The sequence below is a fragment of the Gordonia jinghuaiqii genome (assembly GCF_014041935.1).
In the GTDB taxonomy this organism is placed as follows: Bacteria; Actinomycetota; Actinomycetes; order Mycobacteriales; family Mycobacteriaceae; genus Gordonia; species Gordonia jinghuaiqii.
The window spans coordinates 2,489,098-2,515,857 of the sequence record NZ_CP059491.1 but is presented as its reverse complement, the minus strand read 5'-3'; the positions used below and the strand labels follow the sequence as shown (position 1 = coordinate 2,515,857).

The 26,760-nt window shown below is 69.4% G+C and carries 18 protein-coding genes; 3 read left to right on the top strand and 15 right to left on the bottom strand.

Annotated features, from left to right (window positions below):
* Positions 1–25: 25 nt before the first annotated feature.
* From H1R19_RS11205 to aspS, 7 genes are all read right to left on the bottom strand, one after another.
* Positions 26–1,411 carry a replication-associated recombination protein A gene (locus tag H1R19_RS11205; RefSeq protein ID WP_188329204.1) on the bottom strand — a complete coding sequence of 462 codons (1,386 nt, stop codon included), beginning with the start codon at positions 1,409–1,411 and terminating at the stop codon, positions 26–28.
* A gap of 7 nt (positions 1,412–1,418) precedes the next feature.
* The gene (locus H1R19_RS11200) at positions 1,419–2,657 is read right to left on the bottom strand and encodes a protein kinase family protein (RefSeq protein WP_219851446.1); all 1,239 of its coding nucleotides are present in this window, start codon (positions 2,655–2,657) and stop codon (positions 1,419–1,421) included.
* A gap of 148 nt (positions 2,658–2,805) precedes the next feature.
* Complete coding sequence (locus tag H1R19_RS11195; RefSeq protein WP_188329202.1) at positions 2,806–3,711, bottom strand: transglutaminase family protein; 906 nt, start codon at positions 3,709–3,711, stop codon at positions 2,806–2,808.
* The gene (locus H1R19_RS11190) at positions 3,708–6,446 is read right to left on the bottom strand and encodes a circularly permuted type 2 ATP-grasp protein (RefSeq protein WP_244970944.1); all 2,739 of its coding nucleotides are present in this window, start codon (positions 6,444–6,446) and stop codon (positions 3,708–3,710) included. The genes H1R19_RS11195 and H1R19_RS11190 overlap by 4 nt, the downstream gene beginning before the upstream one ends.
* Positions 6,443–9,931, bottom strand: a complete 3,489-nt coding sequence (locus tag H1R19_RS11185; RefSeq protein WP_219851445.1) for a transglutaminase family protein — start codon at positions 9,929–9,931, stop codon at positions 6,443–6,445. The genes H1R19_RS11190 and H1R19_RS11185 overlap by 4 nt, the downstream gene beginning before the upstream one ends.
* On the bottom strand, positions 9,928–10,068 hold the full coding sequence (locus H1R19_RS11180; RefSeq protein ID WP_219851444.1) for a hypothetical protein: 141 nt from the start codon (positions 10,066–10,068) through the stop codon (positions 9,928–9,930). Before H1R19_RS11180 ends, H1R19_RS11185 begins: the two co-directional genes overlap by 4 nt.
* A 32-nt stretch (positions 10,069–10,100) precedes the next feature.
* Entirely contained in the window at positions 10,101–11,921 is a 1,821-nt protein-coding gene (gene aspS / locus H1R19_RS11175) for an aspartate--tRNA ligase (protein WP_219851443.1), read from the bottom strand.
* A gap of 141 nt (positions 11,922–12,062) precedes the next feature.
* Between aspS and ypfJ the strand changes: the two genes are divergently transcribed.
* Entirely contained in the window at positions 12,063–12,923 is an 861-nt protein-coding gene (ypfJ, locus tag H1R19_RS11170) for a KPN_02809 family neutral zinc metallopeptidase (RefSeq protein ID WP_219851442.1), read from the top strand.
* Positions 12,920–14,602, top strand: a complete 1,683-nt coding sequence (locus H1R19_RS11165; protein ID WP_188329198.1) for a DUF885 domain-containing protein — start codon at positions 12,920–12,922, stop codon at positions 14,600–14,602. Before ypfJ ends, H1R19_RS11165 begins: the two co-directional genes overlap by 4 nt.
* Positions 14,603–14,844: 242 nt before the next feature.
* Here the strand turns inward: H1R19_RS11165 and hisS are convergent, their stop codons facing one another.
* Together hisS and H1R19_RS11155 are read right to left on the bottom strand one after the other, a co-directional pair.
* Complete coding sequence (gene hisS / locus H1R19_RS11160; protein WP_219851441.1) at positions 14,845–16,110, bottom strand: histidine--tRNA ligase; 1,266 nt, start codon at positions 16,108–16,110, stop codon at positions 14,845–14,847.
* Positions 16,107–16,823 carry an MBL fold metallo-hydrolase gene (locus H1R19_RS11155; RefSeq protein ID WP_188329196.1) on the bottom strand — a complete coding sequence of 239 codons (717 nt, stop codon included), beginning with the start codon at positions 16,821–16,823 and terminating at the stop codon, positions 16,107–16,109. Before H1R19_RS11155 ends, hisS begins: the two co-directional genes overlap by 4 nt.
* A gap of 294 nt (positions 16,824–17,117) precedes the next feature.
* Between H1R19_RS11155 and H1R19_RS11150 the strand changes: the two genes are divergently transcribed.
* Positions 17,118–18,038 carry a peptidylprolyl isomerase gene (locus H1R19_RS11150; protein ID WP_188329195.1) on the top strand — a complete coding sequence of 307 codons (921 nt, stop codon included), beginning with the start codon at positions 17,118–17,120 and terminating at the stop codon, positions 18,036–18,038.
* A 120-nt stretch (positions 18,039–18,158) separates the two neighbouring features.
* On the opposite strand, the gene H1R19_RS11145 is transcribed toward H1R19_RS11150, so the two are convergent.
* The 6 genes from H1R19_RS11145 to yajC form a co-directional block, all read right to left on the bottom strand.
* Positions 18,159–20,555 (bottom strand): RelA/SpoT family protein, encoded by a 2,397-nt coding sequence (locus H1R19_RS11145; protein ID WP_188329194.1) that lies wholly within the window; start codon positions 20,553–20,555, stop codon positions 18,159–18,161.
* 135 nt (positions 20,556–20,690) lie between these two features.
* Entirely contained in the window at positions 20,691–21,266 is a 576-nt protein-coding gene (locus H1R19_RS11140) for an adenine phosphoribosyltransferase (RefSeq protein ID WP_219851440.1), read from the bottom strand.
* 19 nt (positions 21,267–21,285) lie between these two features.
* A complete protein-coding gene (locus tag H1R19_RS11135; RefSeq protein WP_219851439.1) occupies positions 21,286–23,007 on the bottom strand; it encodes an ABC transporter substrate-binding protein in 1,722 nt (573 codons plus the stop codon).
* A 10-nt stretch (positions 23,008–23,017) separates the two neighbouring features.
* Entirely contained in the window at positions 23,018–24,244 is a 1,227-nt protein-coding gene (secF, locus tag H1R19_RS11130) for a protein translocase subunit SecF (RefSeq protein WP_219851438.1), read from the bottom strand.
* Positions 24,244–25,992 (bottom strand): protein translocase subunit SecD, encoded by a 1,749-nt coding sequence (secD, locus tag H1R19_RS11125; protein WP_188329191.1) that lies wholly within the window; start codon positions 25,990–25,992, stop codon positions 24,244–24,246. Before secD ends, secF begins: the two co-directional genes overlap by 1 nt.
* Before the next feature lie 192 nt (positions 25,993–26,184).
* Entirely contained in the window at positions 26,185–26,595 is a 411-nt protein-coding gene (gene yajC, locus H1R19_RS11120) for a preprotein translocase subunit YajC (protein WP_219851437.1), read from the bottom strand.
* Between the last annotated feature and the right edge of the window lie 165 nt (positions 26,596–26,760).

Genomic DNA, 26,760 nt, shown 5'->3' with positions numbered 1-26,760 from the left:
TCTGCGACGACGTCGCCGAAGGCCGTCAGCGCGAGCGGCGCCGGGACACCGCACCGCGCACGATCGACCGCAACTTCGCGACCCGCGGACCGATCTCGCGCTCGAGACCGTGATCGGTGGGCACGTAGTAATCGACGCCGACCAGATCATCGGGTGGATACTGTTGCGCCAGAACACCATCGGGATCGTCGTGCGGAAAGCGGTAGGCGACGCCGTTGCCGAGCTTCTTGGCGCCGGGGTAATGGCCGTCCCGCAGGTGGGCCGGGACCGCCCCCGCCTTCCCCGATTCCACATCGGCGAGCGCGGCACCGATCGCGGCGACCACACCCGCGGACTTGGGCGCGGTCGCGAGGTGGATCGTCGCCTGGGTCAGCGCCAGCTTCGCCTCGGGCATGCCCACGAGGTTGACCACCTGGGCGGCCGCCACGGCCGCCTGCAGGGCCGTCGGATCGGCCATCCCGATGTCCTCGCTCGCGTGGATCATCAGTCGCCGTGCGATGAACCGCGGGTCCTCCCCCGCCGCGATCATCCGCGCGAGGTAGTGGACGGCGGCGTCGACGTCGGAGCCGCGGATCGATTTGATGAATGCACTGGTCACGTCGTAGTGCTGGTCGCCGTCGCGGTCGTAGCGCACCGCGGCGCGGTCGATCGCGGTCTCGACGTCGGCGAGATCTATCCGGTCGGTCGAGTCGGCGCTTGCCTCGAGTGCGGTCAGCGCACGACGCGCATCCCCGCCCGACACCGCGATGAGATGGCCGTAGGCGGCGTCGGTGACCTCCACCTCACCGTTCAGTCCGCGGGGGTCGGCGACCGCGCGGGTCAGCACCTCGCGGATGTCGGCGTCGGTGAGCGACCGCAGTTGCAGGACGAGCGAACGCGACAGCAGCGGCGCAACGACCGAGAACGACGGGTTCTCCGTGGTCGCCGCCACGAGTAGCACGATCCGGTTCTCGACGGCATCGAGCAGGGCGTCCTGCTGGGTCTTGGAGAACCGGTGGACCTCGTCGATGAACAGGACGGTCTGCTGGCCGCCGGTCTTGCTGTCGCCGATGAGTCGGCGGCGGGCGACGTCGATGACCGCGCGAACCTCTTTGACGCCGGCCGACAACGCCGACAGTGCTTCGAACCGGCCGCCGGTGGCGCGTGCGATCAACGACGCCATGGTGGTCTTGCCGGTGCCGGGCGGCCCGTAGAGCAGCACCGACGCCGCGCCCGCGCCGCTGATCAGGCGGCGCAGCGGCGAGCCGGTGCCGAGCAGGTGTTGCTGACCGACGATCTCGTCGAGACTCTGCGGTCGCATCCGGACCGCGAGCGGCGCCGTCGGTGACGGCGGAGCGGTCAGCCCTCCGGGCCCCGGGCCGTGTCCAGCGGGGGCCCGAGGGTCCTCGGGCGGGTCGAACAGTCCGTCCACGAGCGTGTCAGGCCAGCCAGTTGCGTTGCAGAGCGAGCCCCATCGAGGACGCGAAGGCGGCGATCTCGTCGTCCCCGGCGCGCCCGGCGGCAGCCGCGAGATCGGTCCAGCGGCTCACGATCACACGCGGGTCGTTGGTGTGCAGAGCCCAGTCGTGGGTGAAGCCCGCGTTCTCGAAACCCGCGTTGTCGAAACCCGAGTTGTCGAAACCTGCGGTGTCGAAACCTGCGGTGTCGAAACCTGCGGTGTCGAGGGCGGCGCTGTCGAGGGGGGACGAGTCCGACTCGCCGGGCAGCATCCATGCCGTCGACAGCCACACCCACAGGAACCGCGCCATCAGCACCTTGCGCTGCATCTCCCGCTCGTGCGCGAGTGCGGGCCAGATCGAGAGCACCTCCGACCGCCACGCGTCGACCATCGACACCTCGAGGTCGGTCACGCGGTCCGACGACCGGGCCGGGAGCTGCGCGGTGATCGTGACCAGCGCGTATGCGATGTCGAGGGTGGCGTCGCGGAAACTGCCCCACTCATAGTCCATGAACTGGACGCCGTCGTCGTTGAGGAGGATGTTCTCCGGTCCGACGTCGGAGGGACTGAACGCGCGGTGTTCGCCCTCGTCGAACAGGGTGGCGGCGCCGCGCAGGGCATCGATCACATGAGCGGGTACCTCGACGCCGAGCGACTCACCGTGACCGGCGACCGAATCGATCGAGCGAAGGGCCTCGTCGCGCAGGATGTCGCGTCCCTGGGTGCCCGAGGGCCCCCGGCGCACCAGGGCGAGGAAATCACCTTCGCCGCCGACGGTGGCCGCATGCATCCGGCCCAGCGCCTGACCCCACGCACTCACCGCGCGTGCGGTCTCGACGGGGTCGGTGCCGGCGAGGTATTCGAGCATCGAACGACCGTGTCCGAGGTCGGAGAGCACCATGATGCGCAGTTCCGGGGCCGAGGCGATCAGCTGCGGGCCCGGACGCGACTCGTTGGGCAGCGCGGTGGCGTACTTGTACGACGCGATCTCGCGGTGGAATGCCTGGGGGTCCTCGTGTTCGGGCAGTGCCTTGATGACCAGTGAGCGATCGAGGCTGAGCGGGTTCTGGGCGACCCGTACCCGCACCACCGTCGTGCGTCCGCTCCCACCGAGGTTCTCTGGATCATCGAGGACGACTGGGGACCCGGCGCGTTGTGACAGCAGCGCCTCTGCCGCCCGCACCACGCTGATGATGCGGCTTTCTGTTATGACCGTCATGTCGTCCCCCAAGGTACCTGTTGCAACCTGGTGGCAACAGCAGTGTTCATCCATCTGTAGGACCTTGCGGTTGGCAAATTATCATAAGCGTCACCGAACACGCTGCGCCGCAACACTTTTGTTTCGCGAACGACAAATGGGGACGGGTTCAGGCCTCGCCGGGCGCGTCGACGGGGCTGACGTCGACCGAGACGTCGATGTGACTCTTCTTGGAGTCGGTGTAGATGACGCCGCGCAGAGGTGGGACGTCGTCGTAGTCGCGTCCCCAGGCGAGCGTGACGTGGCGCTCGTCGACCAGCTTGTCGTTTGTCGGGTCGAAGGCGAGCCACCGGCCGTCGGGCATCCACACCGCGGCCCAGGCATGGCTCGCGTCGGCGCCGAAGATCTTCTCCTTGCCCGGTGGCGGGTCGGTCGCGAGGTACCCCGACTCGTAGCGCGCGGCGAGTCCGACCGAGCGTAGGCAGGCGATCGCCACGCGCGCGAAGTCCTGGCACACGCCTTCGCGCCGGTCCATCACGGCGTCGACCCGCGTGGAGATGGCCGTGGAACCCGACCGGTAGGTGAAGTCGCCGAAGATGCGCGTGGTGAGGTCGGTGACGGCCTCGATCAGTGGCCGCCCCGGGGTGAACACCTCGTCGGCGTAGGCCCGGACCGCGGGGGTGATCTCCGGCGGGTCCAGATCCAGGACGAACTCGGCGGCCAAGGCGGCGTCGCCGGTGCCCACCACCGCCGGGCGCGCCGATTCCCAGGGGGCGCGGGCCGCGGATCCGAGGAGCACGCCCTGGTCGATGGGGTCCACCTCGACCACCGAGCGTGCCGTCACGGTGAGTTCGCGGTGGGGGGTGCGCACGTGGAAGTAGCTGTCGTTGTTGCCGTACACGTCGATGCCGGTCGAACGGTCGTCGGGCTCGGGTTCGATGTGCACCGACGTCGAGCGGACCCGCTGCCCCGGCAGGTCGCGAGGCGTCAGGTGGCAACGACCGTACGAGGAGGACACGTCGTCGTCGTAGGTGTAGCTGGTCCGGTGCATCACCCGGTAGATGCGCGAGCTCACGATTCACCACCGCCCCAGATCGGCTGCGCCTGCCGGGGCACGGCGAAGCGGGTCCTGGTCAGCAGTTCCGACAGCTCGCGCGCGCCGGCCCGCAGCGTGATCATCAGCTCGGCCAGATCGGCACGACGACCCGATGCGTCGATTCCGACCAGGTCAGCCGGGTCGCTGCGACGCAGGTCGGCGATCATGTCCTGGACCGCGCGCTCGGCGCCGGCCGACCGCAGGGTCTCGGGCACCGAGACCAGGTCGGTGTGGATCTGTTCGAGCGAGAAGATCATCGACCGCGGGTTGGTCGGGTCGAACAGCAACAACTCGACGACGCTGGCGAGCCGGTACAGACCCCGATTGCGGCGGCGGTAGATCACCGACGACTCGTTGGCGGCGAGGAACGACTCGAGCAGTGCCTGTTCGACGTCGATGTCCCGCGCATCGGCGAACATCACCTGGGTGAGGTCGGCCAGGGTGATGGCGCGTTCGATCCGGCGACCGAGGTCCATGAACATCCAGCCCGCGTCGTGGACCATCGACTCCGCCTGCAGGCCGGTGAGGGCCAGGACCCCGTGCAGGACCTCCTCGTGCGCACGGGCCAGGTCGGGACCGAGGTCGAGTGCGGCGTCCCCGAGGCCCTCGGGCCCCGACTCGGCGCGCGACCGGGCGACGAGTCGTGCGGTGTTCGCGACGACGCGCTCCACCGGCGCCAGCACCATCCACGTACTCGTCGACATCTGGTCACGGACCGCACGGGCAGCCGCGACGAGACGGTCGACCGAGTAGGCGATCGTGCCCGGCACCGTACGCGCAACGGTGAGTTCGGCGATCTTCTCGATGGCGCCGTTGACCTCATCGGGTGAGGGTGGCCGGTCGGTTCCCGACACCAGCAGACCGGCGGTGTCGAGGTAGCCCGCGGTGCCGGTCACCGAGGCGACCGCGTGCAGCAGCAGCGGGATGGCGGAGATCCCCGACATCCACGGCCGGTACTGGAAGTCCTGGTAGCGCTCCCGGGAGACCTTCGCGAGCCGGGTCACCAGCTCGGTGCGCTCGCCGTAGCGGCCCAGCCAGTACAGGTCGGCCAGCACACGCGGGCTCGCCGCGGCCGCGACCTCGGAGTACTCGCGCGGCGCCGGGCGTCCGGCCGCGATCGCAACGAGCGGCTCGGGCTCGTTACGCGTCTCCGACCGGCGGGACACATGCCCGCCGACCTCGGTGCTGGTCACCCACACGTCCTTGGCCGCGATCACGTGGTGGGCGGCTCCCTCGACCCCGTCGGCCAGGACGGCGCCGAGCCCGCCGGGCATGACCGAGTAGGTCGGTCCCTGCGCGACGCTGAACGCGCGCACCGACACCGGCGCGGCACGCAGCACGCGTCCGTTCCGGCCGGGCGCGGCGCCCGGGGTGATGGTCGGGGCCACCGAAAAGGCCTCGAGCTCGCGGCCCACCCACTGCCACGTCTGCGCCTCCACCCGGGCGGCGAGATCGGCACGCGTGGCCGCGTCGAGCAGCGGGCCGACGAACTCCTCGTCGGTGCGGGTGTTGGTGAGCACAAGGGACCCGAGGTTGGCGCGGATCTTGCTGCGCTGCAACGTGTCTCCGGCCCAGTAGGTGGTGACCGAGCCGAGTAGCAGGTCCTCGCCGAGCAGGACCGGCGCGAGCCGCTCCAGCACTGTGTGCAAGGCCGGGTTCTCCAGCACGCCCGAACCGAGAGTGTTGAGGACCGTGACGTTGCCGCGCGAGATCGACTCGACCAGGCCCGCAACCCCGAGCTGGGAGTCGGTACGCAGATCGAGCGGATCGGTGTAGGCGGCGTCGACGCGGCGCAGCAGGACGTCGACACGTTTGTAGCGTCCGAGCGAGCGCATGTAGACCGCGCCGTCACGGACGGTCAGGTCGGCGCCCTCGACCAGCGGATAACCGAGAACCGACGCCAGGTAGGCCTGGTCGAACGCGGTCTCGGACATGCTGCCCGGGCTGAGGACGGCCACGGTCGGGTCGTCGACGCCGGGCGGCGCGTACTCGGTGAGCGCCAGCCGCATGGTGGCCGCGAAGTTGGCCATCGGACGGGGCGCGCACGCCTGGAACAGTTGCGGGAAGGTCTTCGACATCAGCCGGCGGCCGACGATCGCATAGCCGACGCCCGACGGCGCCTGGGTGCGGTCGCCGTAGGCGACGAAACCACCGCCGGCGAGGCGCGAGACGTCCACCGCGTGCAGGAACAGCGCGTGCGGACCGGCCACCTCCAACCGCGCGGCCTTGCGGATGTAACCGGGGTGCCCGAAGACCATTTCGGGGGCGACCAGCCCGGAGGTGATGGTCTTCTGGTCGCGGTACAGGTCGCGCAGCAGAAGATCGAGAAGCATCGACCGCTGGGTGATGGCCTTCTCCAGCGCAGCCCATTCGACGCCGTCGACGACGAGCGGCACCGCATCGACATCCCAGTCGCGGGTGACGGTCGAGCTGCCGTCGAACTCGTTGTAGACCACTCCGTCGTCGCTGACCGACGCGGCCAGACGCGCGGCGGACTCACGGAGACGATCGCTGCCGCGCAGCGCGTAGATCCTGGCCAGGTCCTCCCACGCGGGACGAACCGCTCCCGTGGAGTCCAGCAACTCGTCGTAGTGGACGGGCGGCGCGTCGGCGCCGAGGCCGGTCTCGCCGAGCCGGTCCATGTCGAAGAGCGTGTACCCCTCGGCACGGTAGCGATCGAACACCGCGGAAGCGTTGCCCGGCGAAGAGGTCACCGCAGAACTGTACGTGCCCGCCGCAGATCGAGGATGCCGGGGACCCCGAAATCGACGGCCTGTCTGGCCTGCCGTTCGCGGAGTAGGCCGATGTCGACGGCGCCGGTGGTGTGGCCGGTCGCCTCGAACCGTCCGTTGCGACGAGACTCGGCCTCCACGGCGTTCACCGGCGGCCGATCATAGGCGCGGCCACCCGGGTGGACGACGTGATAGGTCGCACCGCCGACGGACCGGCCGTTGACGGTGTCGACGAGGTCGAAGGTCAGCGGGGTGTCGATGGTGATCGTCGGGTGCAGCGAGCTCGGCGGTTGCCAGGCCCGGAAGCGTATCCCCGCGACCCGCTCCCCGGTGCGTCCGGTCGAGCGCAGCGGAATCGGGAAACCGTTGCAGGTCAACAGGTATCGATCGTCCTCGCCACCGAGCACCCGCACCTGCACGCGCTCGACCGAGGAGTCGACGTAGCGGGCGGTGCCGGTGCCCGTCGACTCCTCCCCCAGCGTGTTCCACGGCTCGATGGCGCTGCGGAGCTCGATCTCCTGGTCGCGGATCTGCACGGTGCCCAGTCGCGGGAAACGGAACTCGGTGAACGGGTCGAGCCATGCGGTCTCGAACGGATAGCCGGCCTCGCGGAGGTCCTCGGCGACGAGGGCGATGTCGGAGATCACGTAGTGCGGCAACAGATGCTTGCCGTGCAGGTCCGCGCCGTGGCGGATCAGCCGCGCCCGATAGGGCTCCTCCCAGAACCAGGAGACCAGGCTCCGGACCAGCAGCGACTGCACCATCGCCATCCGGTGGTGCGGCGGCATCTCGAAGGCACGCAACTCCAGCAGCCCGAGCCGCCCGCGGACCGAGTCCGGACTGTAGAGCTTGTCGATGCAGAACTCGGCCCGGTGGGTGTTGCCGGTGATGTCGGTGAGCAGGTGCCGCAGGGCGCGGTCGGTGACCCACGGATTGGGCGGCGCCGTGTCACCGCTGTCGCTCGTCACCGCGAGCCGGTCGATCTCGGCGAAGGCGATCTCGAGTTCGTAGAGGGCCGACTCACGCCCCTCGTCGGCGCGCGGCGCCTGCGAGGTGGTTCCGATGAAGCGACCGGAGAACAGGTACGACAACGCGGGGTGCCGCTGCCAGTAGGTCAGCATCGACACGAGTAGGTCGGGCCGGCGCAGCATCGGCGAGTCGGCCGGGGTGGTGCCGCCCAGCGTGATGTGGTTGCCGCCGCCGGTGCCGCCGTGACTGCCGTCGAGGTCGAAGCTCTCGGTGCCCAGCCGGACCGCCCGGGCGTGGTCGTAGAGGGATTCGAGCAGTTCGGACTGCTCGGCGAAGCCTGCGGTCGGCTGGATGTTGACCTCGATGACACCCGGGTCGGGGGTCACCGACAGCGAGGTCAGTCGCGGGTCGGCCGGTGGCCCGTAACCCTCGATGACCACGGGCGTCGAGGTCGCCGCCGCCGCCCCCTCGACGAGCTCGATGACGGCGAGGAACTCCTCGAGCGTCGACGTCGGCGGCATGAACACGTACAGCACGCCGCCACGAACCTCGGCGACGAGTGCGGTGCGGGGCAGGAACTCGGTCGGGTCGACCTCGCGCACGGTGTAGCCCAGTGCCGCGGCCGGATCGGCGGGCAGCGCGCCGGGACGGGCGGACGGGTCGGCCTCGAACAGCGTCGGCGCAGGTCCCCACGACAACGAGTTCAGCGGCAGGCGCAGTCCGGCCGGCGACGTTCCGGGGGTGAGGACGACACGCCCGCGCCGGGTGGTCCACACGGCGCTCTGCCAGTCGGCGCGATCCTCCGAACGGCTCAGCGGGAGCACGTAGGCGGTCGGCTCGGTGACCGCGGCGTCGAGCTTGGCCACCAGCGCGCGGCGTTTGGTCACCGAGTCGCTCGCCGGGGCGAGGCTGTCCGCGTCGTCGCTCTCCTCGGCGTCGACCTCGACACCGTCGATCTCCACCGAGACCTCCGCCTGCGCGAACGCACGCGCGGTGGGCAGCGTCGGATCGGTGCCGGGGTCCCCGGGCGGCATCGCGGCCAGTTCGCGCATCCGCACGAGCGGATCCTCGTAGGCGGGCATCACCTGCCGGTCAGGTAGGCCGAGCGTCTCGGCGAACGCGGTGAGCAGCTCCCGGGCCGGACTGTGGTCCCCGGCGGCCGGATCGGCGCCGTGGGTCTCGGTCTCGATCGCGGCCGCGCACTGCTCCGGTGTCGACCACGGATCGGCGAGCAGTGCCGGATCGCGCCAGATCGGCTCGCCGTCGTCGCGCCACATCACTTGCATCTGCCAGCGCGGCAACGGCTCACCGGGATACCACTTTCCCTGACTGCGCTGGACCAGCCCGTACGGCGCATGGGCCTGCTTCAGGCGTTCGGCCAGCCGGGAGGCCAGCAGCCGCTTGTGGGGTCCGTCGGCGGCGGTCAGCCATTCCGGATCGGTCTGGTTGTCGACGGAGACGAAGGTCGGCTCGCCGCCCATCGTCAGGCGCACGTCGTTGTCGGCCATCCGCTTGTCCACCAGGGCACCGAGATCGTTGACCCGGTCCCACTGCTCCGCGGTGTAGGGAAGGGTGACGCGCGGGTCCTCGTGGAACCGGGTGACCGTGTTGGAGAAATCCAGGGTCGCGTGACAGGGTCCGGTCGCCCCGGTGATCGGCGCGGCGCCGACGGGATGCGGGGTGGCGGCCAGCGGGATGTGCCCCTCCCCCGCGAAGAGACCGGAGGTGGGATCCATGCCGACCCAACCGGCGCCGGGCAGGTAGACCTCGGTCCACGCGTGCAGATCGGTGAAGTCGGCATCGGGACCCGACGGACCGTCCAGGGATTTGATGTCGGAGGTGAGCTGCACAAGGTACCCGGACACGAATCGGGCGGCGAGCCCGAGTTCACGCAACAGGGCGACGAGCAGCCAGGCGGAGTCGCGGCACGAGCCGATGGCACTGGAGAGCGTGTACTCCGGGGACTGCACGCCCGCCTCGAGCCGCACGGTGTAGCCGACGGCGTCGCGCACCGCCGCGTTCAGCGCGACCAGGAAGTCGATCACCCGCGTGCGGCCCACCGGCTTGTGCTCGGCGGCGAACTTCGCGATCGCGGGATGCACAGGCGCACCCGCGAACTCACCTTCGGCGACACCGGCCGGACGTAGGAAGATCTCGAGGTCGCGGCGCAGTTGCTCCGGATAGGTGAACCCGTAGTCCTCGGCCCAGTCCTCGATGAAGAAGTCGAAGGGGTTGATCGCGGTGAGGTCGGCAACCAGGCTGACGGTGATGCTCAGAGTGCTCGACGGCTCCGGAAACACCAGGCGCGCCTGGTAATTGCTGAAGGCGTCCTGCTGCCAGTTGAGAAAGTGATCACCCGGCTCGACGGTCAGCGAGTACGCCTCGATCGGGGTACGCGAGTGCGGTGCCGGACGCAGCCGGACCACATGCGGATAGATCTTGGTCGGCCGGTCGAAGGAGTAGCTCGTCCGATGTTCGAGGGCAACCTTGATCGTCATCGTCCGGCCTCCCGGTCACCCGGCAACGCAAGGGTTCCCACCGTGCTCGTGCCCACGTTCTGCGCCATGGAGGCGATCTCATCACAGATGGGTGACCGGCGCCCGCCGGCGATCACGCGAGCGGTGGCCGAACTCACGCTCGGCCACCGCTTTTCGATGTGATCGGGTGTCAGGCCCCGGCGCCGGCCGGGCCGGCTTCGGTTCCGTCCTTCGCCTCGGCGCCGCCGCGGGGTGCGGGCCTGGCGTCGATGCCGGATTCCTTGCGCTGCTGCGGGGTGATCGCGGCCGGCGCGTCGGTCAGTGGGTCGACCCCGCCACCGGACTTGGGGAAGGCGATCACCTCGCGGATCGAGTTCTCACCGGCGAGCAGGGCGGTGATGCGGTCCCAGCCGAACGCGATCCCGCCGTGCGGCGGTGCGCCGTAGGCGAATGCGTCGAGCAGGAAGCCGAACTTCTCCTGGGCCTCGTCGTGGCTGATGCCCATGATCTCGAAGACGCGTTCCTGGATGTCGCGGCGATGGATACGGATCGATCCGCCGCCGATCTCGTTGCCGTTGCACACGATGTCGTAGGCGTAGGCCAGCGCCGAGCCCGGATCGGACTCGAGGGAGTCGATCGACTCCGGCTTGGGCGAGGTGAACGCATGGTGCACCGCGGTCCAGGCCGAATGTCCCAGCGCGACATCGCCGGAGGCGGTGGCCTCGGCCGCGGGCTCGAACATCGGCGCGTCGACGACCCACGTGAACGCCCAGTCCCCGTCTTTGATCAAGCCGAGCTTCGAGGCGATCTCACCGCGTGCGGCGCCGAGCAGCGCACGCGACGGCTTGACCTCGCCGGCCGCGAAGAAGACACAGTCGCCGGGTGCGGCACCGACGTGGGCGGCCAGTCCGGCTCGCTCGTCGTCGGACAGGTTCTTGGCGACCGGCCCGCCGAGCGTGCCGTCCTCCCCGATGAGCACATAGGCCAGCCCCTTGGCGCCGCGCTGTTTGGCCCATTCCTGCCAGGCGTCGAGCTGCCGGCGCGGCTGCGACGCCCCACCGGGCATGACCACGGCACCGACGTACGGGGACTGGAACACGCGGAACGGCGTGTTCGCGAAGTACTCGGCGCATTCGACGAGTTCGATGTCGAACCGGAGGTCGGGCTTGTCCGAGCCGTACCGGCGCATCGCGTCGGCGTAGGTCATCCGCGGGATCGGGGTCGAGATCTCGACGCCGATCAGCTTCCACAGCGCGACGAGGACCTCTTCGGCGACAGCGATGACGTCGTCCTGGTCGACGAAGCTCATCTCGATGTCGAGCTGGGTGAACTCGGGCTGGCGGTCGGCGCGGAAATCCTCGTCGCGGTAGCAGCGCGCGATCTGGTAGTAGCGCTCCATACCCGCCACCATGAGCAGCTGCTTGAACAGCTGCGGGCTCTGCGGCAATGCGTAGAAGGTGCCCGGCTGCAGGCGTGCGGGCACCAGGAAGTCACGCGCGCCCTCGGGCGTCGAGCGGGTCAGCGTCGGCGTCTCGATCTCGACGAAGTCGTGTGCGGCGAGCACACCGCGCGCGGCGGCGTTGGCCTTGGACCGCAGGCGCAGCGCGGCGCTGGGGCCCTCGCGACGGAGGTCGAGGTAGCGGTGGCGCAGACGCGCCTCCTCACCGGGTGACTCGTCGAGCTGGAACGGCAGGGGCGCCGACTCGTTGAGGACCTCGAGCTCGACGGCGTTGATCTCGATCTCGCCGGAGCTCAGGTTGGGGTTCTCGCTCCCCTCGGGGCGGACCTCGACCACGCCGGTCACCGCGACGCAGTACTCGGCGCGCAGGCGGTGGGCGGCGGCGGCGACCGCCTCGTCGCGGAAGACCACCTGGACCAGCCCGCTGGAGTCGCGCAGGTCGATGAACACCACGCCTCCATGGTCGCGTCGGCGTGCGACCCAACCGGCGACGGTGACGGTCTGCGACGCGTCGGAGCGACGCAGCGAACCTGCGGAATGCGTGCGGAGCACTGAGAGTCCTTCCCAACGTTGGTTGCGCCCGAGAGGAAACCCGAGGCCAGATGTCCATGGTGCCGCATCAAGGTGTCCGAGCGGCAATCGCATACCTTTGCGTGCGCCTGCCGGCGGTGTCGGTCGTGCCAGAATGACCGCGTGACCTTCCAAGGCAGTGGATCCATCGACACCGGCAACGTCTCCGGTGGTGGCGGGGGCGGTGCCGGCCGGATCGCGCTCGGCGGCGGCGCCGGACTGATCCTCACGATCGTCGCGCTGCTGTTCGGGGTGAACCCCGGTGAGCTCCTCGGTACCGAGGGCGGCGGGCAGCAGAGCACGTCCTCGGGGGCGGCGCAGATCCAGCAGCAGCTCGACGCGTGCACCTACGAGATGGCCAACGAGAACACGATCTGCCGCATCAAGGCGACCACGGTCAGCCTCGACGACGTGTGGTCCGACATCTGGCCGGAATACACCCCGCCGAAGACCGTGATCTTCGCCGACGCGGTGAACACCGGCTGCGGTGCGGCCAGCTCGGCGACGGGACCGTTCTACTGCCCCGCCGATTCGACCGCCTATTTCGACCCGACGTTCTTCACGCAACTTCGGCGCATGGGCGGCAGCGACGGACCCCTTGCCCAGGAATACGTGGTGGCCCACGAGTACGGGCATCACATCCAGAACCTGACCGGCGCGCTGGCCCAGGGTCAGCGGATGGGATCGCAGGGACCCCGGTCGGGGTCGGTGCGGGTCGAACTACAGGCCGACTGCCTGGCCGGGGTGTGGGCCCATCACGCCGACAACGGTCCCGACGCGCTCCTCGCCCCGATCTCGCAGCAGCAGATCGCCTCGGTCATCCAGACCGCCAAGGCCATCGGCGACGACACGATCCAGGGCCCGGGCTCCAACCCCGAGGGGTGGACGCACGGGTCGGCCACCCAGCGCGCGCGGTGGTTCACCGTCGGCTATCAGTCGGGCGATCCCGACCGGTGCGACACCTTCGCCACCGACGACCTGTGACGCCCTCGAATCCGGCGGGCCCCGGCACCGGCCGCACCCCGACGGCGATCGATGCGATCGCCGAGGCGCACCTCGACCGGCTGTGCGCGCTCGATCCGCTGTTCGCCACCGAGATCGGCCACGGCGCACACGATGACCGGCTCACCGACTTCTCGGCCCAGGGGTGCGCCGAACGTGCCGAGGTCGCCGCAGGCACCCTCGCCGCCCTCGCCGACGCCCCGGTCGCCGACCCGGTCGACCGCGTCACGGTCGCGACGATGAGTGCGTCGCTGCGTCGCGAACTCGCACTCGCCGAGGCGGGCGAGCGCATCGGCGAGTGCAACGTGATCGCCTCCCCGCTGCAGGCCATCCGCGACGTCTTCGATCTCATGCCCACCGACACCCGTGAACGGCGTGAGGTGTTCGTGGCCCGCCTCACCGCGATCCCCGGCGCCCTGGCCGACGTCGTCGACGGACTCGCCCACCGCCTGCGTCACGGCCCTGCGCCGGCCAGACGTCAGGTGGAAGCTGTTGCGCGACAATCGGAGTCGGCCGCCGCCGCGATCGCGGGCAACACCGCGGCGATCGCCGCCGACCCGGCTCTGGCCGGCACCCTGGGCACCGCCCTGGACGCCGCCCGCACCGCGTTCGGGACATTGGCGAATTATCTGCGCGGCGAGGTCCTCGCCGGTGCGGTCGACGACGACGCGATCGGGCGCGACCGTTACCTGCTGCATCTGCCCGCCTACCTCGGTGCCGACGCCGATCCCGACGAGGCCTACGCGTGGGCGATGACCCGGCTCGAACAGATCGTGGCCGAGCAGCACGAGATCGCCGAGGGGCTGCTGCCCGGGCACGGCGTCGGCGAGACACTCGCCTGGCTCGACCGGGCCCCGCAGTACCAGATCCGCGACCGCCACGAGTTCGTCGACTGGATGCAGGCGACCTCCGATGCCGCGGTCGCCGGGCTCGGCGGCACCCATTTCGACATCCCCGAGCGCCTGTCCCGGCTGGAGTGCCGGCTGGCGCCGTCGTCGACCGGGATCATCTACTACACCCAGCCCACCGCCGATCTGTCCCGGCCGGGCCGGATGTGGTGGTCGGTGCCCGACGATCAGACCGTCTTCCACACCTGGCAGGAGAAGACGACCGTCTACCACGAGGGCGTACCGGGCCACCATCTCCAACTCGGCTCGGCCATCGTCGATCCCGATCTCAACTCGTGGCGCAAACTCGCCTCGTTCACCTCCGGTCACGGTGAGGGCTGGGCGCTCTACGCCGAGCGGCTGATGGACGAACTCGGTTGGCTCCAGGACCCGGGTGACCGCATGGGCATGCTCGACTCGCAGCGCCTGCGGGCCGCGCGGGTGGTCGTCGACATCGGCGTCCACTGCGGGCTCCCCGCGCCGGGGTCCCTCGGCGGCGGGACGTGGGATGCCGACAAGGCCTGGGAGTTCCTGACCTCGTCGGTGGCCATGGACCACTCGGTGCTGCGGTTCGAACTCGACCGCTACCTCGGCTGGCCCGGCCAGGCACCCTCCTACGCGCTCGGTCAGCGGGTGTGGGAGCAGACGCGGCACGCCGCCCTGAGCGCCCACCCCGAGTGGACGCTCAAGGACTTCCACACGCGCGCACTGGCGCTCGGCGGCGTGTCGCTCGACGTGCTGGCGGCCGAGGTCGCCGTCACCGGCGGGCCCTGACCCAGGACGTCCGGCTCCGGTCGAGGTAGGACCGTCGTGCTCGGGATCGAAGGCGCCGTAGTCGGCAGCCCCGGACGAACCGCTTGAGTCGCCACATGATCGCCGACGGGATCAGCTCCTCGAGAACCCCGACCGGGGCGAGACAGCGGGGCACGGTGACCTCTCCCCTGCGAGTTCGGCGCACGAGACGCCGCTCACGACTCGCTTAAGTGACCTCACCGCGCTTCGGAAGGTGCAGGACCTCAGCCCAGCAGCCGTGACACCTCGGCCACCAAGCCGTCGAGGGAGACCTTGTGCTGCTCGCCGTTGCTCAGGTCCTTGACCTCGACCTGACGCTCGGCGAGTTCGTTCTCACCGAGCACCAGGGCCAGTCGCGCACCGGAACGGTCGGCGGCCTTCATCGCGCCCTTGAGTCCGCGGTCACCGTAGGCGAGGTCGACGCTGAACCCGGCCGCACGCAGTTCGCCTGCGACGCCGACGAGTTCGGCCTTGGCCGCCGCGCCGAGCGGAACCCCGAAGACCTGACAGCGAGCTGCCTGCGTCCCGGCGACCCCCTCGGCCTCCAGCGCGAGCATGGTGCGGTCGACGCCGATGCCGAACCCGATGCCCGAGAGGTCCTGCTTGGCGCCGAGCTGCCGCATGAGGCCGTCGTAGCGTCCGCCGCCACCGATCCCCGACTGCGCGCCGAGACCGTCGTGGACGAACTCGAAGGTGGTCTTGGTGTAGTAGTCCAGTCCGCGCACCAGTCGCGGGTTGATCTCGTACTGCACACCGAGCCGGTCGAGGTTGGCCAGGACGAGGTCGAAGTGTGCCTTCGCGTCGTCGGACAGGTAGTCGATGAGCAGCGGTGCGCCCGCGGTCGCGGCCTTCACCTCGGGGCGCTTGTCGTCGAGCACCCGCAGCGGGTTGATCTCGGCGCGCTGGCGGGTGGCCTCGTCCAGGTCCAGCCCGAACAGGAACTCCTGCAGCGCCTCCCGGTACCGCGGACGGCTCTCGTCGTCGCCGAGTGAGGTGATCTCGAGGCGGAATCCCGACAGCCCGAGTCGTCGGTAGCCCTCGTCGGCGACCGCGATGACCTCGGCGTCCAGGGCCGGGTCGTCGACGCCGATGGCCTCGACACCCACCTGCTGCAACTGCCGGTACCGACCGGTCTGCGGCTTCTCGTACCGGAAGAACGGTCCCGCGTAGCAGACCTTGATCGGCAGCTGGCCGCGGTCGAGCCCGTGCTGGATGACCGCGCGCACCACGCCCGCCGTGCCCTCGGGGCGGAGCGTCACCGACCGGTCACCGCGGTCGGCGAAGGTGTACATCTCCTTGCTGACCACGTCGGTCGATTCGCCGACCCCGCGCGCGAAGAGCGCGGTGTCCTCGAAGACGGGCAATTCGATGTGACCGTAGCCTGCACGACGCGCGGCGTCGGTGAGCGTGTCCCGGACCCGGCGGAAATCCGCCGAGTTCGGCGGGAAGTAGTCAGGGATGCCCCGGGGGGCCTGAAATGCTCCGCTCACAGTCCGTGTCGTCCCTTCGGTCGTGCGCTCTGGTCGGTCCCGCGGTCCCCCGGAGGAGCGAGGTCGACCAGGAACGGATTGGTCGCGATCTCCTGGCCGATCGTGGTCTGCTGCCCGTGCCCGGGCAGCACGACGGTGTCGGCGGGCATCGGCAGCATCCTCGTCGCGATGGAGTCGAGCAACTGCTGGTGGTTGCCGCCCGGCAGGTCCGTGCGGCCGATGGACCCGGCAAACAGTACGTCACCGGAGAAGCAGACCGGCACCGTGTCCACCTCGACGCCGAGGAGCACCGAACCCTGGGTGTGACCGGGCGCCAGGTCGACCGAGAAGTGGATGCCGGCCAACTCGACCGCCTCGCCGTCGACGAACTCGATGACCTTCTCCGGCTCGGCGAACTCCACATCGCCGATCATCGCGCCCAGTGCCCGTCCGATCCCCTGGCCCGGGTCTGCCAGCATCGGCCGGTCGGCGGCGTGGATGTAGGCCGGGATGGAGTACTCGTCGCACAGCTGCGCCGCGTTCCACGTGTGGTCCAGATGCCCGTGCGTCAGCAGCACCGCGACCGGGGTCAGGTCGTGTTCGGCGAGGAGCTCGCGGACGCGCGGCGCCGCATCCTGTCCCGGGTCGATGACGACCGCCTCCGCCCCGGCCTCCGTGGCGAGGATGTAGCAGTTCGTCTGGAACATGCCGGCAGGGAATCCGGTGATCAGCATCGTGCTCCTTGCAGGGTCGGTGGAACAGGTCCGCGTGGACACCGGCTACCGAACGCCGGTGACGGGGATGGATTCCCTCTATTGTGGCGCAGACACCGTTGTCCACCGCCATCCGCCTCATCGCCGGGTCCGGCGGAGCACCCACGCCCCCGAACCCCACGCCCGGCGACACCCCGGCCCCACCACCCACTGCAACTCGTTCTCAGGTACAACTGGCACACTTGCGTCTCGAGTCAGTGACGTCCGCGCAGATTGTCGGCACGAGCCTGCCGAGATTCAGGAGGATCCACCCGCGTGTCCACGAATGAGGAGCGCCGCGAGGCGGCGAAGCGCAAGCTCGAAGAACGCCTCGAGAGCGAGCGCCTCGCCCGGCGCAAGCGGAAGATCATGATCGCCTCGATCTCGACCGCCGTCGTGGTCGCCGTGGTCGCCGGTGTCACCGCGGTCGTGGTGAAGAAGATCATGGACGACCGCGAGGCAGCACGGTGGACCACCTGCGCCTACGAGGACTCGCCGAGCCGGTTCTCCCAGCTCCCCGACGAGGTACCCGACACGGTGCCCGCCGAGCAGCGACCGCAGTACCAGGCCGAACTCGACGAACTCAAGGCCGCCGCCAAGAACGAGCGCCAGTCCCCGAAGCCGGACGAGCGCGTCCTGAAGTCGGGGACCGAACAGGCCACCTTCACCACCACGCAGGGCGTCCTGCCGATCACCCTGGAACGCGACGGCGCCCCCTGCAACACCGCCGCGGTGGCCTCGCTGATCGAGAACAAGTTCTACGACGACACGACGTGCCACCGGATGACCACCAGCGACAAGCTGAAGATCCTGCAGTGCGGTGATCCCACCGGTACCGGCATGAGCGGTCCGGGCTGGACCAGTCCCGACGAGCCGCCCACCGATCTGGCGAAGGCCGGGCAGCCCGATCCGACGACCGGGTCGCAGCCGGTGGTCTACCCCCGCGGCACCGTCGCCATCGCCAACAGCAGCCAGGGCGGACAGAACCCGAACACCGGCTCGAGCCAGCTGTTCATCGTCATCTCCGACAGCGAACTCGGACCCGACTACTCGATCGTCGGCAAGGTCGACGAACCGGGTCTCGCGGTGCTCGACAAGATCTACGAAGGCGGCATCACGCCCGGGCCGGCCGGCAGCCAGCCCGGCGACGGCAAGCCCAAATTGCCCGTGACGATCGAGACGGCCACCATCGACTGACACGGCGCCGATTCAGACAGCGCCGATTCACACAGCGCCGACTCGCATAGCGACCGAGAAGGGCGCGTCCGGATTTCCATCCGGGCGCGCCCTTTTTCGTGATTGTGGACCGGGCCCCGCTCAGGACGCCGAGGTCACCCGGTAGACGTCGTAGACACCCTCGACGTTGCGAACGACGTTCAGGACGTGTCCGAGGTGTTTGGGGTCGCCCATCTCGAAGGTGAACTTGCTGATCGCCACCCGGTCACGACTGGTGGCCACCGACGCGGACAGGATGTTGACGCGCTCGTCGGCGAGCACCTTGGTGACGTCGGACAGCAGGCGGTGGCGGTCGAGTGCCTCCACCTGGATCGCGACCAGGAACACCGACTCCGGCGACGGCGCCCACTTGACGTCGAGAATCCGTTCTTCTTGCTGGCGAAGGGATTCCGCGTTGGTGCAGTCGGTCCGGTGGACGCTGATCCCGCCGCCGCGGGTCACGAAACCCATGATGTCGTCGCCGGGCACCGGGGTGCAGCACTTGGCGAGTTTGATCACCACGTTGTCGACCCCGTCGACCACCACCCCGGCGTCGCCGCTCTGGCGCGTCCGCGTCGGCATCGTCGACGGTGTGGACCGTTCGGCGATGGCCTCCTCGGCGTCCTCGATGCCACCGAGCGACGCCACGAGCCGGTTGACCACATGCCGGGCGGAGACGTGGTTCTCACCGACCGCGGTGTAGAGCGCGGTGACGTCGGTGTACCGCAACTCCTTGGCGATCGCCGACATCGACTCGGCGCTGAGTAGCCGTTGCAGCGGAAGCCCGCCGCGCCGAACCTCTTTGGCGATCGCGTCCTTGCCGGCCTCGAGGGCCTCCTCGCGACGTTCTTTGGCGAACCACTGACGGATCTTCGCCTTCGCGCGGGGCGACACCGCGAACTGCTGCCAGTCCTTCGACGGCCCGGCGGTGGGCGCCTTGGAGGTGAACACCTCCACCACCTCACCGTTCTCGAGCTTGCGTTCGAGTGCGACGAGCCGACCGTTGACACGCGCGCCGATGCAGCGGTGACCGACCTCGGTGTGCACGGCGTAGGCGAAGTCGACCGGTGTCGACCCGGCGGGCAGCGTCACCACGTCGCCCTTGGGGGTGAAGACGAAGATCTCGCGGACGGCGAGGTCATAGCGCAGCGACTCCAGGAACTCTCCCGGGTCGGCGGCCTCACGCTGCCAGTCGAGCAGCTGACGCATCCACGCCATGTCGTCGATCTCCGCGGTGTCCGACCGCTTTCCGGACCTGCGATAGCCGCCCTCCTTGTAGCGCCAGTGCGCCGCGATGCCGAACTCGGCGGTGCGGTGCATCTCGTGCGTGCGGATCTGCACCTCGAGCGGCTTGCCCTCGGGGCCGATGACGGTGGTGTGCAACGACATGTACACCCCGAACCGCGGCTGGGCGATGTAGTCCTTGAACCGTCCGGCCATCGGCTGCCACAGCGAGTGCACGACGCCGATCGCGGCATAACAGTCGCGGTCCTCCTCGCACAGGATGCGCATGCCGACCAGGTCGTGGATGTCGTCGAAGTCGCGTCCCTTGACGATCATCTTCTGATAGATCGACCAGTAGTGCTTGGGGCGTCCCTCGACGGTCGCGTTGATGCGGGCACCGGCCAGCGCGTTGTTGATGTCGGCCCGCACCCGGGCGAGGTAGGTGTCGCGCGACGGTGCCCGATCGGCGACGAGCCGCACGATCTCCTCGTAGCGCTTGGGGTGCAGGATCGCGAACGAGAGGTCCTCGAGCTCCCACTTCACCGTCGCCATACCGAGACGATGAGCAAGGGGCGCAATGACTTCCAACGTCTCGCGCGCCTTGCGCGCCTGCTTCTCCGGCGGCAGGAACCGCATGGTACGCATGTTGTGCAACCGGTCGGCGACCTTGATGACGAGCACTCGCGGGTCACGCGCCATCGCGATGATCATCTTGCGGATGGTCTCGGCCTCGGCCGCGCTGCCCAGCGCCACCTTGTCGAGCTTGGTCACCCCGTCGACCAGATGGGCCACCTCTTGCCCGAAATCGTTCTCCAGCTCCGCCAGCGAGTATCCGGTGTCCTCGACAGTGTCGTGGAGCAGCGCCGCGATGAGCGTGGTGGTGTCCATGCCGAGATCGGCGAGGATGGTCGCCACCGCGAGCGGATGGGTGATGTAGGGGTCACCGGACTTGCGTTTCTGCCCGCTGTGCCGCTCGTCGGCGACGTCGTAGGCACGTTGCAGCAGGGCGACGTCGGCCTTGGGGTAGATCTCGCGGTGCAGGGTCACCAACGGCTCGAGGACCGGGCGCACCTGGCTGCGGGTCGCGGTCATCCGGCGAGCCAGCCGCGCGCGCACGCGACGCGAGGCCGACGACGACGCAGGCGTCTGGCGGACGAGATCGGTCCCCGCCCCCGGTTGCGTCGGGTCCGCCGGAACGGTGTTGCGACTGTCGCCGGACTCCGGGGAGCCCGCGGGAGTCACTGCTCGTTGGGCCGTGTCGGATTCATCGGGCATGACCGGTCCTCCTCACGCCTTGTCTGCTCGGCACCCAGGAGACCCCTGGGTCCATCTCCCGAGTCTAGTTCGTGGCGCGGAACCACCTGCAGTGCGCGCCGCCGGAGGGCGTGCAGCGTCGGTCGGCCTGCCCCGTCAGTCCAGTGCCACCGAGTGGACGGGTACGCCCGCACCGAGACCGCGCGCGATGGTGTCGCGACCCCCCAGCCCGACGATTTCCATGATCACCGCGACCCCCACGACGCTCGCACCCGCGCGCTGCAGCAGTTCCGCCGCGGCGACCGCGGTGCCGCCGGTGGCGAGGACGTCGTCGACGAGCAGCACCCGCCTGCCGGTCAGCACGAGACCGTCGGCCGGGATCTCCAGCCGCGCGCTGCCGTACTCGAGGCTGTAGTCCACCGCATGGACCGGGGGCGGGAGTTTGCCGCCCTTGCGCACCGCGAGCACTCCCACCTCGAGTTCGCGCGCGACGGCTCCGCCCAGCAGGAAGCCGCGGGCGTCGATTCCTGCGACCAGGTCGACGTCGTTGCACCCGTGGGTGAGCGCGGTGACGATCGCCGAGAGCCCTTCGGCGTCGGCCAGGACGGGCGTCAGATCCTTGAACGCGATCCCCGGGCTGGGAAAGTCGTCGACGAGTCGCGCATGCCGGACGATTGCCTCCCGCGCCCGCGACAACGCCTGCTCGGTACGTTCGGGCACCACGCCAGCCATCACTTCACTCCTGCTGTGCTCATTCGCGGATCGTCCATCGATCCATGTTCCATCCGGTGCCGTTGCGGCCCAGTCCGGCCGCCACGTTGCCGACCCGATCCTTCCACTGCCGGGTGCGTGGTGCCGCGAACAGGGGGACCGACGGCATCGTCGACCAGGCGGCGTTCTCGATCGACCGGGCCAGTCGCAGCCGGTCCGGAGCCGACACCGTGACGGCGTACTGATCGACGCCGCGACTGACCTGGGGCTCCCGCGTCCCGGAGAGGTTGAGAGGGTCACCGCCGCGCAGGGCGTACGCGTCCCGGCTGGGATCGGCGGCCCCGGCGGAGGCGAACGATGCTCCCCCGGCCACGATCAACGCGTCCACGTCCTTGCCGAGCGCGCCCGGCGACATGTCCGGCTTCGAGAGGTCCTCGACGATGAACCCGGCCCCCCGACACGACGCCGCGATCGCCCCGACCATCCGCTCCCATCGCAGTGTGGGCGCGAGATATCCGATCCGGACCGTGCGGGGTTGCAGCGCGGCCGAGGTGGCCGAGGTCTCCCCGGTGTCCGCGCCCTGCCCGGTGGCCGCACGGACCAGTGACCGCGCCCGCTCGATGTCGGGACGCTGGTAGTCCTGCCCGAACTCGGTGTTCATCTGACCGGCCAGGTTGTCGGCCGGCGACTGCACGCGCAGGTTCCACACCTGGGCCCCGCCACCGAAGTCGCGGGCGAGGTCGCTGCGCGGCAGGCACGAGGCGAAGGCGCGTCGCATCCGGAGGTCCCCGAAGACGCCGCGCCCCGACAGCACGATCTCCTCGACGCCCAGCGCCCGGGCCGGTGAGGGCGGACCCGACGACCCGGCCGTGCCGGCGATGTCGCCGTCGATCATTCCCGTGGTGACGTCCACGACGTCGAAACGCCCGTCGGGCAGTCTGCGGGTGGCGTCGGTCCCGCGCCCCCAGACGACGATGCGGGAGGTCTCCGGCCGATCGCCCCACCACGACTCGTTGGCCACGAGCACCAGCCCGCCCGAGCGTGAATAGCGGTCGATCCGGTACGGACCCGACGACGGGAACCGAGCATGGTCCACCGGACCGAAGATGAGGTCGAAACCGGTGTTCCAGGACTCCGCGATCCGTGCGATCGCCGCGCGGTCCATCGCCCGGATGGGGTCGACGACGTCGGCGACGCCGGCGTCACCGGCCACGATGTGTGCGGGCATCAACGTGCCCGCGCCGAACAGCGACAACCAGTCGCGGTACTCGCGGCCGGGCGCGAACGTCACGGTCGCGGCCTTCTCGCCGGCCGCGCAGTCGACCGACTCGATGTCGCGGTACCCGGCCGTGGTGGCCGGGGCGAATCCGGGGAGGCGTCCGCTCATGGCGGCCCAGGCCAGCAGCAGGTCGTCGCAGTCGAGCGCGACACCGTCGCTGAAGGCCGCTTCCGGCGTGAACTCGTAGCGCAGCGTCGTGGGGCGACCCGCCTCGCGGGTGACGGTCCCGACGTCGCGATCCGGGATGACCTGGCCCGCGGGCCCGATCAGGCTGAACCCGGGCAGCAGCCTGCCGGTCGCCATGAGCACGCCGTCGGCGTTGCCGTCCACCGTGTTCGCGTTGTACGACGTGATCCGCGCGTCGACCACGTAGTCGATGGTGGGCGGCCCGTCGTCGCCGCAGGCCGTCAGCAGGCCTGCGGCCACCACCAGGCCGACCACGAGGCTCAGAATCCTGTCGAACTCCCGGCGCCTGACGATCACGTCCCAGAGACTAGCGGTTGCGCCGGCGTTTGCCGGTCGGGACCGCGCGGTCGGCGTCGTCCGTGGCGGCGACGGCAGCCCGGCGACGGCCCCGCACCGGGCGCGGGTCGTCGACCGGAACCGTGCCGGTCTCGATCGCCAGCCGACGCGTGCGCACCTTCTCGGTGTGGCGGGCGATGTCGGGACGGCGTTCCTTCAGGGTCACCAGCAGCGGCGCCGCCAGGAAGATCGACGAGTAGGCGCCGACGATGACACCGACCAGCTGGATCAGGCCGAGGTCCTTCAGCGTGCCGACCCCGAGCAGCCACACCGCGATGATCATCAGCGCGATGATCGGCAACACCGAGATGACGGTGGTGTTGATCGAGCGCATCAGGGTCTGGTTGATGCCCAGGTTGGCCTGCTCGGCGTAGGTACGCCGGCTGGTCTGCAGCACCGAGCGGGTGTTCTCGGCGATCTTGTCGAACACGACGACCGTGTCGTACAGGGAGAACCCGAGGATGGTGAGCAGACCGATGATCGTCGCCGGGGTGACCTCCCAGCCCACCAGCGAGTAGACACCCGCGGTGCACACGATGTCGAAGAACAACGACGCCATGGCTGCGAGCGACATCTCACGGTCGAAACGCACCGCGATGTAGACGAAGACGATCACCAGGAACACGGCGAGGGCGAGGATCATCTTCTCGGTGATCTCACGTCCCCACGTCGAACTGACGTCGGAGATGCTGATCTCGGCGGGCGCCAGCGCGGGACCGAACCGGTCTGACAGCGCGCGGGACACCGACTCGGCCTGGACCAGATCGAGCGTCTCGGTGCGGACCTGCACGGTCTGACTGCCGCCGGAGCCTGCGGTCTGGACCGATTCCGGCCCCTCGCCGAGCGTGGCGGCCACGACCTCTTCGACGGCATCGGCGGTGACCTCGGAGGACACCACGGGTACCGACATCTGGGTGCCGCCCTCGAAGTCGATGCCGAAGGTGAAACCGCGGATCGCGATCGATGCGATGCACACCAGCAGGATCGCGGCGGTGATGGCGTACCACATGCGCCGGCGGCCGACGATCTCGAAGGCACCCGTACCGGTGTAGAGCCGTGAGAAGAACGAGCGCTCGGAATCGCCGACGAAATCGGCGTCGCTACCGTGCGGACCTGCGTCGGCGTCGAGCACCGCGGTGGCCGAACCCTTGCTGTCGGGAGCCTTGTCGGCGGGGGCCTTGTTGTCCGGTTCGGTCATCACACCGTGCCCTTCTCGCGGGTGGAGCCGTTCGCACCGACGGCCTCCTTGTCGAGCGAAACGCCGTCGCCGGCAGCCGCGCCCTGTTGACGGGCCGCGACGCGACGCCGGCGCGCCACCTCGCTGATGGCGCCGAGGCCGTTGACGCTCGGCTTCGACAGGAACGACGACCGGCTGGCCAGCACCACCAGCGGATGCGTCACGAGGAACACCACCATGACGTCGAGGATGGTCGTCAGTCCCAGGGTGAACGCGAAGCCGCGGACCTCACCGATGGCGAGGATGTAGATCACCGCGGCGGCGATGAAGCTGACCGCGTTACCCGACCAGATGGTGCGCCGGGCCGAGACCCAGCCGCGTGGCACGGCCGACCGGAAACTTCGTCCCTCACGCATCTCGTCCTTGATGCGTTCGAAGTAGACGACGAAGGAGTCGGCGGTCATGCCGATACCGATGATGAGGCCCGCGATGCCCGCGAGGTCGAGGGTGAACCCGATCCAGCGTCCGAGCAGCACGATGATGCCGTAGACCATCGCACCGGCCAGGACAAGGGAGAGCATCGTGAGGATGCCCAACATCCGGTAGTAGGCCAGCGCGTAGATGAAGACGGCGATCAGACCGACCAGGCCGGCGATCAGTCCTGCCTTGAGTGACGCGAGACCCAGTGTCGCAGACACTGTTTCGGCATCCGAGGCGGTGAAGGACAGCGGCAGCGAACCGTATTTCAGCACGTTCGCGAGCTCATTGGACGACGACTCGGTGAACGGGCTGGCGCTACCGCCGCTGATCCGCGTCTGCCCACCGGGGATCGGCTCGTTGATCGCCGGGGCGGAGACGACCCGCGAGTCGAGCGTGAACGCTGTCTGGGTCCGGTTGGCGGCCTGCTCGGCGGTGTACTTGGGCCAGAACGACGCGGCCTTGCCCTCGAACTCCAGCGTCACGATCCACTCGCCGGTCTGCGGATCGGTGCCGGCCGAGGCGGTCTTGATGTCGCGGCCGTCGATGATCTGTGGGCCGAGGAGATAGACCTCGGAACCGTCGGTGGAACACGCCACCAGATATTGGTCGGGGAGATCGTTGCCCAGCAACGGGTCGTTGGACGTGGGTGAACAGTCCATCTTGGCCATCTGCTGCTGCAGGGCGCTCAGCTGCTGCTCGGTCGCGTCGGCAGGCGCCTGACGCAGCTTGCGCTGCTCGGCGATGGCCGCGGCGGCCGCCTCGGTGGGCATGGCGTTGGTCTGCTCGTCGGTGCCGTCGGCGCCCTCGGGTTTCGGCGGCTGCGGCGTCGCCATCACCGGCTGACCCACCACCGGCCGCACGTAGAGGCGAGCGGTCTGGCCCAGCGACTTGGCCTGGGCGCCGTCCTGGCCGGGCACGGTGATCACCAGGTTGTTGCCGTTGGTGACTACTTCGGAGCCAGAGACGCCGAGGCCGTTCACTCGCTGCTCGATGATCTGTTTGGCCTGGTCGAGCTGCTCGCGGGTCGGCTCCTTGCCGTCCTCGGTGCGGGCGGTCAGCGTCACTCGCGTACCGCCCTGCAGGTCGATGCCCAGTTTGGGTTCGAGCGTCTGCGGGCCGGTGAAGTAGATGAGTCCGTAGACCAGGGCGAGGAGACCGAGGAAGGCCACGAGCGGCCGCCACGGCGGGATCTCGCGACTCGGCCGTGATCGTTTGGCCGCGCGGGCCTTCCCTGCAGTCCGGCCCTTTCCCGACGGGCCCTTCCCTGCAGTCGAACGAGGAGTTGTCACAGCTGTTCAGGTCTCCTTTGGGCGCATCAACCGGCCGAGAACGACTCGGCGGCCTGACCCGCCGACCCCCCGATGGCCCGCGCACCATTCGGCGCGCTCGACCACGCCGGGACATCGCGGGTCCGGCGGGGGTCGACGGTGCACCGCGACGCGAAGGGCGTCACAGTGCGGGTCCGTCTACGTGTCGTTCTCTTACTTGTCGTTCTCGCGCGAGTCGTCGGCCGGCTTGTCCAGGCTCACCGAATCGCTGCTGTCGGAGTAACCCGAGTAGTCGGTGTCGGAGTAGTCGGAATCGAGGTCGGCCTCCGGTGCGACGTGACCCGGGTAGGTGGCGGCCGCCTCCTCGGTGGTCACGATGCGCATGACGGCCAGCCGGTTCCAGCGGGTGACCACGCCGGTGGCGATCTCGACGTCGACCACGTCGGGCGAGGTGGCGTCGATGATGGTGCCGAACAGGCCCGAGGTCAGCTGCACGCGCGTACCCGTGGACACGGAGTTCTGCATGTCCTGCGTCTCGGCCATGCGCTTCTTCTGCTTCCGCATCGAGAGGAACATGAATCCGGCCAACAGAGCCAGAAGGAGGGGGAAGAGCAGAGCATCCATGAGTGAGAGTCAGTCCTTTGTTGTTTCGGGGTGTACAGCGTGAGGAACGTCCCCCAGCGCATGGCGCAAGGAGCTGATCAGCTCAGCTGTGCTGTACACAGTGTGCCACGTCCGCGGCCGGAAGCATTCCCGCAGGTGGTGCTGAATTGGTTCGGCGCGGTCACC

What these genes read in the sequence shown, in the direction of transcription:
- H1R19_RS11200 (WP_219851446.1), bottom strand. Translation starts at nt 2,657, where the DNA reads ATGACGGTCATAACAGAAAGCCGCATCATCAGCGTGGTGCGGGCGGCA.
- H1R19_RS11185 (WP_219851445.1), bottom strand. Translation starts at nt 9,931, where the DNA reads ATGACGATCAAGGTTGCCCTCGAACATCGGACGAGCTACTCCTTCGAC.
- H1R19_RS11155 (WP_188329196.1), bottom strand. Translation starts at nt 16,823, where the DNA reads ATGCTGATCACCGGATTCCCTGCCGGCATGTTCCAGACGAACTGCTAC.
- H1R19_RS11145 (WP_188329194.1), bottom strand. Translation starts at nt 20,555, where the DNA reads ATGCCCGATGAATCCGACACGGCCCAACGAGCAGTGACTCCCGCGGGC.
- H1R19_RS11140 (WP_219851440.1), bottom strand. Translation starts at nt 21,266, where the DNA reads ATGGCTGGCGTGGTGCCCGAACGTACCGAGCAGGCGTTGTCGCGGGCG.
- secF (WP_219851438.1), bottom strand. Translation starts at nt 24,244, where the DNA reads ATGACCGAACCGGACAACAAGGCCCCCGCCGACAAGGCTCCCGACAGC.
- yajC (WP_219851437.1), bottom strand. Translation starts at nt 26,595, where the DNA reads ATGGATGCTCTGCTCTTCCCCCTCCTTCTGGCTCTGTTGGCCGGATTC.